Consider the following 9,469-nt stretch of genomic DNA (forward strand, 5'->3'; position numbering starts at 1 on the left):
CCCCCCTTTCGCTTGCGGTTCAACGATCACAAGCTGTTCTTGGTGCGGGCGGCGGCGGCGAAGACACCGGCGGCGACAGCCAACATGGCCAGAGCAGCGACAACGGCAACGATGACATCAGCAGACATGACTGGAAAAACTCCCCTTGACGCGATCTCCCGACTACTTGACGCTCGGGTACCCACAAAAGTTGCCTCGGGTAACGTTTTCGGGGTGAAACTCCGTGCTGTGGAAGCGCGCGTGCTCTCCGTAGCACCGTGGTTGCTCGCGTCGTCGGTGGTCGGGCACCTGTTCATGGTCGCCTTCCAGACGAAGATGACCATGATCGACCTGCTGGTCTACCGCAACGGGTCGCCGCACCTGTTCTCCGGCGACCTCTACGAGTGGCGGCTCGACCAGTACGCGGACGTGTTCCCGCTGCCGTTCACCTACCCGCCGTTCGCCGCGGCGATCTTCACGCCGATGAGCTGGATCCCGTGGGAGGCGTCGCGGTGGGTCTGGCAGCTCATCTGCCTCGCCTGCCTCTACTTCATCGTCCGGACCAGCCTCAGGCTGCTGAAGCTGGACGACCCGCGCCGCGCGATGTTCTGGACCGCGCTGGTGCTGTGGATCGAGCCGGTGCGCACCACGCTCAACTACGGCCAGATCAACCTCGTGCTGTGCGCGATCCTCATCGGCACGCTCGCGAGCGCGCGGAACTGGGTCGGTGGCGCCGGTGTCGGTTTCACAGCCGGCATCAAGCTGACTCCGGCCATTTCCGGGCTGTTCTTCCTGATCCAACGGCGGTGGATGGCCGCTGTGTGGTCGTTCGTCGCTTTTGTCGTGGTGTACGGGATCGGGTGGGCCATCTCACCGGCCCAGTCCGACAAGTTCTGGTTCCAGCTCCTCGGTGACGCGAGTCGCGTCGGGCCGGTCGGCAGCGCGATCAACCAGTCGATGCGCGGTGCGCTGAGCCGGACGTTCGGCTACGACGTCAAGACCGGGCCCGTCTACATCGTTGCCGTGCTCGTCGCCGCGGCGCTGACGTGGTTCGCCGTCAGCAAGACCAAGGACGTGCTGGCGTTGATCGTCAGCGTTCAGGTGCTCGGCCTGCTGGTCTCGCCGATCTCGTGGAGCCACCACTGGGTGTGGATGGTCCCGGCCCTGCTGTGGCTCGTCTACGAGGGCGGGCACCTGCTGTGCACGATCACCGCCGGGCTGTGGGTGGTGCTGACCGGCGGCTACCTGATCTCGTTCCTGCTGCTCGCCCAGCCGAACATCTGGGACTTCCCACGGCCGTGGATCTTCGTCGTGCTCGGCTGGGGCTATCCGGCCGCGGGCGTGCTCACGCTCGTCGCGATCGGGCTGGCGGCCAGGCGCAAGGCCGCGGCGCCCGCGCGGGACGAGGACGCCGCGGCGAGCCCGGCCGTCGGCTGACGGTCAGGCCAGCGCGTCCAGGACCCCGTCGATCTCCTCGGCGAGGGTCACGTCCAGTGCGGTGATGCCGCCCTTGTGATGCGTGCTCAGGCGGAATGTCAGCGTCTTGTAGCGGATGTCGACGTCCGGGTGGTGGTTGTCGTTCTCCGCGATCTCGGCGACCCGGTTCACCACCATGATCGCCCGCGCGAAGCTCTCCAGCTCGACCGTGCGCACCAGGGACGCGTCCTGGGCGGTCCAGCCGGGCAGTTTCGGCAGCACGTCGTCCAACTGGTCGTCGCTCAACAGCTCAGCCATGTCCTGATCGTCCCACCACGTCACGTAGGCTGCGCGTTTGCCACGGGAGTCCGGTGAAGCGCCGGGCTGAGAGGAGGGCTCGCAAGCCCTCGACCGTCCACCTGATCCGGGTCATACCGGCGTAGGGAGAGGTTTGACGTGAGAAGGATCTTTGCTGTCTTCGCCGCGGCCGTCGCGCTGACCGGCTGCTCGGCCGGGACGTCCGGCGCGCCGCAGTCGCGCGAGGTCACGCTGGTGACGCACGACTCGTTCGCGGTGGTGCCGGAGGTGCTGGACGAGTTCCAGAAGTCCTCGGGCATCACGGTGAAGCAGCTCGCGAGCGGCGACGCCGGCGAGCTGACGAACAAGCTCGTGCTCACCAAGTCCAACCCGATCGGCGACGTCGCGTTCGGCGTCGACTCGACGTTCGCCTCGCGCGCCCTGAACGAGGGCGTGTTCGCCGAGTACGCCTCGCCGGAGGCGTCGAAGGGCGCGCAGCGCTACCAGGCCGACACCTCGAACAAGCTGCACGCCGTCGACGTCGGTGACGTGTGCCTCAACATCGACCCGGCCAAGCTCGGCGGTGTCGAGCCGAAGTCGTACGAGGACCTCGTCGACCCGAAGTTCAAGGACAAGCTGGTCGTCGAGAACCCGGCCACCTCCTCGCCCGGTCTCGCGTTCCTGCTCGGCACGGTCGCGAAGTTCGGCGAGAACGGCTGGCAGGACTACTGGACCAAGCTCAAGGCCAACGGCGTCAAGGTCGTGAGCGGCTGGGAAGAGGCCTACAACCAGGAGTTCTCGGCCACCAAGGGCGACCGGCCGATCGTCGTGTCGTACGCGTCGTCGCCGTCGGCCGAGGGCGGCAAGACCAAGGCCGTGCTGGACACCTGCTACCGCCAGGTCGAGTACGCGGGCGTGCTGTCCGGCGCCAGGAACCCCGAGGACGCGAAGAAGGTCCTCGACTTCCTGCTGGGCGAGAAGTTCCAGGCCCAGGTCGCCGAGCAGATGTACGTCTACCCGTCGCGCGAGGGCGTCGCGCTGCCCGAGTCGTGGACCAAGGACGCGCCGCTGCCGTCGAACCCGCAGACGCTGCCCGCGGACAAGGTGAAGGACAACCGCGAAGCGTGGGTCGAGCAGTGGCGCAAGCTGGTGCAGGGCTGAGTTCCCGAACGTGGTGGTCCGCGGCGGCGTTGCTGCCGCTGGCCTTCCTGGGGTTGTTCTTCGCGTGGCCCGTGCTGGCGATCGTGTCGCTCGGGCTCCGCGAGGGCGGTGTCCTGAAGTCGCTCTTCGAGGGCGACACCTGGGAGCTCGTCGGCTTCACCCTCGGACAGGCCCTGGCGTCGACGATCGTGGCCGTCGTCGCCGGGATGCCGCTGGCGTTCGTGCTGGCGCGGTGCCGGATCCGGGGGCTGGGGCTGGTCCGGGCTGCCGTCATGGTGCCGTTCGTGCTGCCGACCGTGGTGGTGGGCCTGGCCTTCCGGACGTTCTGGCCGGACGGCGGGGTGCTGCCGATCGTGCTGGCCAACGCGTTCTTCAACGTCGCAGTGGTCGCGCGGACCGTCGGCGGGCTGTGGGCGCACACGGACCGGCGCGCCGAGGACGCGGCGCGGGCGCTCGGGGCTTCGCGGCCGCGCGCGTTCGTCTCCGTCGTCCTGCCGGCGCTGGCGCCCGCGATCGGGTCGGCCGCCGCCGTCGTGTTCCTGTTCTGCGCCACCAGTTTCGGTGTCGTGCTGGTGCTCGGAGGGTCGCGGTACCGGACCCTGGAGACCGAGATCTACCTGCGGACGGTCGAGCTGTTCGACCTGTCCGGAGCAGCCGCGTTGTCGTTGCTGCAGTTCGCCGCGGTGCTGGCGGTGCTGGTGCTCGGCGCACTGGCGCGGCGCCGGCGCGAGACCGCGTTGTCGTTGCGCGGCAGGGAAGAACTGGCGCGCAGGCCGTCCGGGGGCGAGTGGTACGTCGTCGGTGCCGCGTTCGCCGTCGTGGTGGCGCTGCTGACGCCGGTCGCCGGGCTGATCACCCGTTCACTGTCCACCCGGGACGGCTGGAGCTTCGCCGGGTACGTGGCGCTGAACACCCGCGGCGATCGCGGCACGCTGGCGGTGACCGGGATCGACGCCGCGGTGCACTCGTTGCGGACGGCGTTCGACGCGACGCTGGTGGCGCTGGTCGTCGGGGTGTTCTCGGCGGTGGTGCTGGTCGGCCTGCGGCGGTCCGGCAGCCGCTTCGCCGAGGTGCTCGACACCGCCCTGATGCTGCCGCTCGGGGTGTCCGCGGTGACGGTCGGGTTCGGGTACCTGATCACGATGGACGCGCTGCCGGGCGATTTCCGCACCTCACCGATGCTGGTACCGCTGGCGCAGGCGCTGGTCGTGACGCCGCTGGTGGTGCGGATGGTCCTGCCGGTGCTGCGGGCCGTCGACGAACGGCTGCGGCAGGCGGCGGCGACGCTGGGTGCCTCGCCGTGGCGGGTGTGGCGCGAGGTCGACCTGCCGATGGCCGGGCGGTCGCTGGCGGCGGCGGCCGGGTTCGGGTACGTGGTGGCGCTGGGGGAGTTCGGCGCGACGAGCTTCCTCGCGCGGCCGGACGCGCCGACGCTGCCGGTGGTGATCGCGCGGCTGATGTCGCGGCCGGGCGAGTTGAACAGCCAGATGGCCTACGCGGCGTGCGCGCTGCTGATGGTCGTGACGGTCGGGTGCGTGCTGGTGATCGAACGGTTGCGCGTGCCGAGCAGCGGGGAGTTCTGATGGCGCTGGAACTGGACTCGATCACCGTCCGCTATGGACGGACGGTGGCGGTGTCGGACGTGTCGCTGTCCGTGGCCGACGGCGAGGTCGTGGCGTTGCTCGGGCCGTCGGGCTGCGGGAAGTCGACCCTGCTGCGCACGGTCGCGGGCCTGGAGAAGCCGACTTCCGGTGCCGTGCGGTGGGACTCCGCGGACCTCGCCGGGGTGCCGGTGCACCGGCGCGAGTTCGGGCTGGTGTTCCAGGACGGGCAGCTGTTCCCGCACCGGACCGTCGCGGGCAACGTGGCGTTCGGCCTGCGGATGAGGAAGGTCGAACGGGAGGCGCGGGACAAGCGGGTGCTGTCGCTGCTCGAACTGGTCGGGCTGGAGGGGTACGCGGGCCGCCGCGTGACCCAGCTGTCCGGTGGGGAGCAGCAACGGGTCGCGCTGGCGCGGGCCCTGGCGCCGTCACCGCGGCTGCTGCTGCTGGACGAGCCGCTGTCGGCGCTCGACCGGGCGTTGCGCGAACAGCTCGCGGTCGACCTGGCGCGGCTGCTGCGGGAGGCGGCGACGACGGCGCTGGTCGTGACGCACGACCACGACGAGGCGTTCACGCTGGCCGACCGGGTGGCGATCATGTCGCGCGGCCGGATCGTGCAGGTCGGGCCGCCCGCCGAGGTGTGGTCGTCGCCGGTCGACGTGGAGACGGCGAAGTTCCTGGGGTGCGGCAGGTTCGTGCCCGGCTCGTTCGTGGGGCTGGACGTCGAACGGGTCGGGCTGCGCGCCACGGCGCTGCGGGTCGACCCCGACGGGTTGCTGGAAGGCACCGTGCTGGAACGGGTGCACCGGCGCGACCACGTGCGGCTGCTCGTGGAGATCGGCGGCGAGGAGTACGAGGCCGTCGGTCCGATGAGCGAGGTCGGCGACCAGGTGCGGCTCGCAATCGACTTGGACGGCGTCGCGCGCGTCGGGTAGGCATGCGCCTCATGGGACTTCTCGGGGGACGCGTCGCCCTGGTCACGGGTGTGAGCCGGCGGCAGGGCATCGGCTACGCGATCGCGGCACGGCTCGCGGGCCTCGGCGCGGAGCTGTTCGTGCAGCACCACGTCCCGCACGACGCCGCCCAGCCGTGGGGCGCGGACTCCGTCGGCGAGGTGCTGGCGGAGATCGGCGCGCCGGGGCTGGGCGTGGACCTGGCCGAGGCCGACGCGCCGGACCGGCTGATGGCCGCGGCCGTCGAGGCCCACGGGCACGTCGACGTGCTGGTGTGCAACCACGCGCGGTCCGGGGGCGACGGGCCGTTGGGGGAGCTGAACGCGGCGATGCTCGACGCGCACTACGCCGTGAACACGCGGTCGTCGATCCTGCTCGCGCAAGCGTTTGCCCGGCAGTGGAACGGGACCGATGGCGGCCGGGTCGTGTTCATGACGTCCGGGCAGAACCTCGGGCCGATGCCCGGTGAGATCGCCTACGCGGCGTCGAAGGGCGCTCTGGCGGCGATCGTGGCCACCCTGTCGCACGAGCTGGCGGACCGGGGCATCACCGTCAACGCCGTGAACCCCGGTCCCACCGACACGGGGTGGGCGGGACCGGAGCTCACGGACTTCGTGAACGAGCGGATGCCGTCGAAGCGCTGGGGCCTGCCGGACGACGCCGCCCGGCTGGTCTCCTGGCTCTGCACCGCCGACGCCGGGTGGATCACCGGACAGGTGATCAACAGCGAGGGCGGTTTCCGGCGCTAGTTGTCCTTCGTGATGAGGCGCATCGCCGCGAGGCCCGTGCCGATCAGCAGGTAGCAGCCCGCGAGCAGCGTGCTGTCCCAGATCTGGTCGAGCGGGATCGGGTCGCGCATCACGTCGATCAGGCCGGGGAACCCGGTCGTGATCAGGAACGGGTGCAGCCAGTCGAGCGAGGAGAACTGCGCCAGCACCTGGAACACGATGATCGTCGTCATCGTGGCCGCCTGCACCACCAGCGGGTGCTCGGTCGCCGAGCTGACCGCGAGGGCCACCGCGCCGATCGACACCATCTGGAACGTCACCAGCACGACGAACAACGCGATGCGCACGAGGCCCTCGCCGGTGCTCAGCGTGGTGCCGGAGAGCGTCATCATGCCGTCGGTGCCCAGGAACGCGGTGCCGGCGATGATCCCGACGACCGCCATCAGCGTGACGGCGAGCAGCGACATCGCGGCGAGCCCGAACAGCTTCACGAACAGCAGCCGCACCCGTGACACCGGAGCGACCAGCAGGCCGCGCAACGTGCCGTGCTGGGCCTCGCCCGCGAGCCCGTCCGCCGCCCAGATCGACGCCACCAGCGGCAGCAGCAGGTTGAGCGACAGGAACAGCGTGAAGATCGGCACGACCATGCCGTTGCCCTGCAGGATCGCGGCGATCCCCGGACCTCCGCCACCGCCCTCGTCGCCCGCGGTCCAGATGCCGAAGCTGATGATGATCGGCACGAGCACCAGGCCGAACAGCCCGATGAGCGTGCGGGGCCTGCGCAGCATCCAGCGCAACTCGGAACCGAACTGACGCGTGATCATCGCGAGCCCCCGTCCAGGGTGTCGACCGCGGACATCCCGCGCTCGGCCTCCTCGGCCTCGGTGAGCCGCGCGAACAGCTCCTCCAGCCCCGTCTTCCACCGCGTCGCCTCGAAGACCTGCGCGCCCGCCTTGACGAGCGTCTCGATCACCTGCGGCGCGCTCGTCCCCGCGAGCTCGATGCGCAGACCCTCGTTCAGCGGCCGCGCGGAGATCTTCGCCTGCCGCAACGCGCTGAGCGCCGTCTCGACGTCCGGCGTGACCACCTGCAGCGCCGACCCGCCCGCCTGCAGCAGTTCGGTCAGTTCGCCCTGCGCCACCACGGTCCCGCGGTGCAGGACGGCGACGTGCGTGCAGGTCGCCTCCACCTCGCTCAGCAGGTGGCTGGAGACGACGACGGTGCTGCCGGCCGCGTGCAGCTCCGCGATGATCTTGCGGATCTCGCGGGTGCCCGCCGGGTCGAGCCCGTTGGTCGGCTCGTCGAGCACGACCAGCTTGCGCGGCACGAGCAACGCCCCGGCGAGGCCGAGACGTTGCTTCATGCCGAGCGAGTACCCCCGGTACCGGCGGTGGGCCGCCTGGGCGAGCCCGACGCGTTCGATCGCGTCCTCTACCGCCTGCTTGATCTGCTTCTTCGGCAGGAGGGGTTCGAACGCCGCACAGCGGACGAGGTTCTCCCGCCCGCTGAGGAACGGGTGGAACCCCGGACCCTCGACCAGCGCGCCCACGTGCGGCAGCGACTGCTCGGCGCCCTCCGGGAGCGGCCTGCCGAGCAGTTCGATCTCCCCCTGCGTGGGGCGGACCAGGCCGAGCAGCATCCGGATGGTGGTCGTCTTGCCCGACCCGTTGGGGCCGAGCATGCCGAGCACGGCCCCCTCCGGCACTTCCAGGTCCACGCGGTCCACGGCGACCGTGCTGCCGTACTCCTTGCGCAGACCCCTGGTCCGCGCGGCGACAGCCGGTTTCGTCGGCGCTGTCACCGGCGCGCTGGTCGAGGTGGTCACTTCACCTGTCCGATCGTGTCGAACAGCACCTGCTCGGGCACGGCGCCCGCGACCACGCGGCCGTCGTCGGCGATGAGCACCGTCGCGACCTTGGTCGTGAAGAGCTGACCGCTGCCCCAGCTGCCGCTGACCTTCTTCGTGAACCGGTCGACCAGCCCCTGTGCCTCAGCCGGGACCTGGGTCATGGCCTGGGCGGGAATCCTCGCGCCGACGACCGTGTCCCAGCCCGTGCCGAAGACCTGCGGGTTCTCCCCCTGCAGGGCCTGCTCGATGCCGAGCTCCGGCTTCTCGCCCCGCTGCTGCTCCTTGGCCTCCGGCGTCGTGACGCCGGCATTGGCCGGAGGCGTGAACTCGAAGAGCTTCGAGTCCTGCGGGCCGACGTTGATCTCCTTGAACCCGACGGTGCCGGCCGGCTCCGCCGTGCCGTTGGTCAGGACGGCGACGCGCAGCGGCATCTTGAGCTCGGAGTCGACGGCGATCCGCACCTCGCGGACCAGCGTCTTCTCGCTGGCCTTGGGGGTCAGCACGAGCTCGTAGGCGGCACGGTTCGCCACGCGGGCGGTGCCGTCGACGCTGATGTCGCTGAACTCCTTGGTCTTGCCGACGATCTCCTTGGCCGCGCTGGCCGGGTCGACCGACTTCCGGCCGGCCTCGGGCTCGCCGGTGTTCTTGTGCTCCGATTTCGTGACCTCGTTGTCCGCGGAGTTCCACGACCAGGTGGTCGTCCCGTCGTCGACGATGGTCTGCTCGGACTGGCCGTTGGGCAGGGCCAGGCGCACCTTGCCGTTGCCGTCGGTCCAGATCCGCGCGCTGTGCTTGCCGTCGGCCAGCTGCGGGATCTCGGCGATCGCCGGGAGCCCCAGCTTGTTGTCGACCTCGACCGTGCCGCCGAACGCTCCCGGCTTGCTGGTCAGGACCTGCTCGACGAGGGTCTCGGCCGAGACCTGCGGAAGTGATGGTGGCTGGCCTGCGCCTGCGGGCATGGCGAGCAGGCTCAGGCCTGCCGCACCGGTGACCACCACGGCTGCTGACGCGGCCAGGGTCACCTTTCGCTTGTTCATCTTGTGGTCCCCTCCTCCAAGGGCTTGTGGTTCTAGCTTGGGGGGAGGTTGCTGAGATGGTGCTGAGACTAGTCCCAGCTGGGGGTTTGTGCGTTGTGGGTGATCTTTTCGGGGTGGTTTGGGGTTACCCCTAGGGGGTGGGTGGCCGGGTGGCTTGGTGGTCGCCGGGTTGATGTGGCCGGGTGGATGTGGCCGGGCGGCTTGGTGGTCATCGGGCGGAGGTGGCCTTGCGGGTGGTCACCGGACGGGGTGTCACCGGGCGGGTGGTCGCTTTGCGGGCTGCGGCTGGGTGGGTTGTCGCTTTGCGGGTTGCGGGCGGGCGGGTGGTCACCTTGCGGGCGGCCGGCTTGCGTTGCGTGCTTCCCCTCAGGGGCTCTGCCCCCGAACCCCCGGCAATCTGATCGGGGGCACCGCGCCCTCGGCGGGTTGATGGCACGCCTGTTGCGTT

9 protein-coding genes and 1 riboswitch are annotated in these 9,469 nt (G+C 70.3%); of the genes, 5 read left to right on the top strand and 4 right to left on the bottom strand.

Annotated elements, in window-relative coordinates; translation table 11 throughout:
- Window positions 1-213 precede the first annotated feature (213 nt).
- Window positions 214-1,416: a mannosyltransferase gene (locus tag ACFWGZ_RS35760; protein WP_382456015.1), complete on the top strand. Its 1,203-nt coding sequence runs from the start codon at window positions 214-216 to the stop codon at window positions 1,414-1,416.
- A gap of 3 nt (window positions 1,417-1,419) precedes the next feature.
- Here ACFWGZ_RS35760 and ACFWGZ_RS35765 read toward each other — a convergent pair whose 3' ends face one another.
- The gene (locus ACFWGZ_RS35765) at window positions 1,420-1,713 is read right to left on the bottom strand and encodes a 4a-hydroxytetrahydrobiopterin dehydratase (protein ID WP_382456016.1); all 294 of its coding nucleotides are present in this window, start codon (window positions 1,711-1,713) and stop codon (window positions 1,420-1,422) included.
- A gap of 34 nt (window positions 1,714-1,747) precedes the next feature.
- Window positions 1,748-1,858: riboswitch (TPP riboswitch) on the top strand.
- On the opposite strand from ACFWGZ_RS35765, the gene ACFWGZ_RS35770 reads away from it, so the two are divergent.
- From ACFWGZ_RS35770 to ACFWGZ_RS35785, 4 genes are all read left to right on the top strand, one after another.
- Entirely contained in the window at window positions 1,852-2,853 is a 1,002-nt protein-coding gene (locus tag ACFWGZ_RS35770) for a thiamine ABC transporter substrate binding subunit (protein WP_382456017.1), read from the top strand. It overlaps the preceding riboswitch by 7 nt.
- Window positions 2,829-4,436, top strand: coding sequence for an ABC transporter permease (locus ACFWGZ_RS35775; protein WP_382456018.1), 1,608 nt, complete (start codon window positions 2,829-2,831; stop codon window positions 4,434-4,436). The genes ACFWGZ_RS35770 and ACFWGZ_RS35775 overlap by 25 nt, the downstream gene beginning before the upstream one ends.
- The gene (locus ACFWGZ_RS35780) at window positions 4,436-5,389 is read left to right on the top strand and encodes an ABC transporter ATP-binding protein (protein WP_382456019.1); all 954 of its coding nucleotides are present in this window, start codon (window positions 4,436-4,438) and stop codon (window positions 5,387-5,389) included. Before ACFWGZ_RS35775 ends, ACFWGZ_RS35780 begins: the two co-directional genes overlap by 1 nt.
- A gap of 2 nt (window positions 5,390-5,391) precedes the next feature.
- Window positions 5,392-6,156, top strand: coding sequence for an SDR family oxidoreductase (locus ACFWGZ_RS35785; protein WP_382456020.1), 765 nt, complete (start codon window positions 5,392-5,394; stop codon window positions 6,154-6,156).
- Here ACFWGZ_RS35785 and ACFWGZ_RS35790 read toward each other — a convergent pair.
- From ACFWGZ_RS35790 to ACFWGZ_RS35800, 3 genes are read right to left on the bottom strand one after another with little or no spacing between them, the layout of a single operon-like run.
- Window positions 6,153-6,959 carry an ABC transporter permease gene (locus tag ACFWGZ_RS35790; protein ID WP_382456021.1) on the bottom strand — a complete coding sequence of 269 codons (807 nt, stop codon included), beginning with the start codon at window positions 6,957-6,959 and terminating at the stop codon, window positions 6,153-6,155. The genes ACFWGZ_RS35785 and ACFWGZ_RS35790 overlap by 4 nt on opposite strands.
- Window positions 6,956-7,960 (bottom strand): ABC transporter ATP-binding protein, encoded by a 1,005-nt coding sequence (locus ACFWGZ_RS35795; RefSeq protein ID WP_382456022.1) that lies wholly within the window; start codon window positions 7,958-7,960, stop codon window positions 6,956-6,958. Before ACFWGZ_RS35795 ends, ACFWGZ_RS35790 begins: the two co-directional genes overlap by 4 nt.
- Window positions 7,957-9,021 (bottom strand): outer membrane lipoprotein carrier protein LolA, encoded by a 1,065-nt coding sequence (locus ACFWGZ_RS35800; protein ID WP_382456023.1) that lies wholly within the window; start codon window positions 9,019-9,021, stop codon window positions 7,957-7,959. The genes ACFWGZ_RS35795 and ACFWGZ_RS35800 overlap by 4 nt, the downstream gene beginning before the upstream one ends.
- Window positions 9,022-9,469: the final 448 nt, after the last annotated feature.

The sequence above is a fragment of the Lentzea sp. NPDC060358 genome (genome assembly GCF_042725365.1).
Taxonomy (GTDB): domain Bacteria; phylum Actinomycetota; class Actinomycetes; order Mycobacteriales; family Pseudonocardiaceae; genus Lentzea.

Coding starts and splice junctions, on each gene's coding strand:
- ACFWGZ_RS35785 (WP_382456020.1), top strand. CDS start 5,392: ATGCGCCTCATGGGACTTCTCGGGGGACGCGTCGCCCTGGTCACGGGT.
- ACFWGZ_RS35765 (WP_382456016.1), bottom strand. CDS start 1,713: ATGGCTGAGCTGTTGAGCGACGACCAGTTGGACGACGTGCTGCCGAAA.
- ACFWGZ_RS35780 (WP_382456019.1), top strand. CDS start 4,436: ATGGCGCTGGAACTGGACTCGATCACCGTCCGCTATGGACGGACGGTG.
- ACFWGZ_RS35800 (WP_382456023.1), bottom strand. CDS start 9,021: ATGAACAAGCGAAAGGTGACCCTGGCCGCGTCAGCAGCCGTGGTGGTC.
- ACFWGZ_RS35790 (WP_382456021.1), bottom strand. CDS start 6,959: ATGATCACGCGTCAGTTCGGTTCCGAGTTGCGCTGGATGCTGCGCAGG.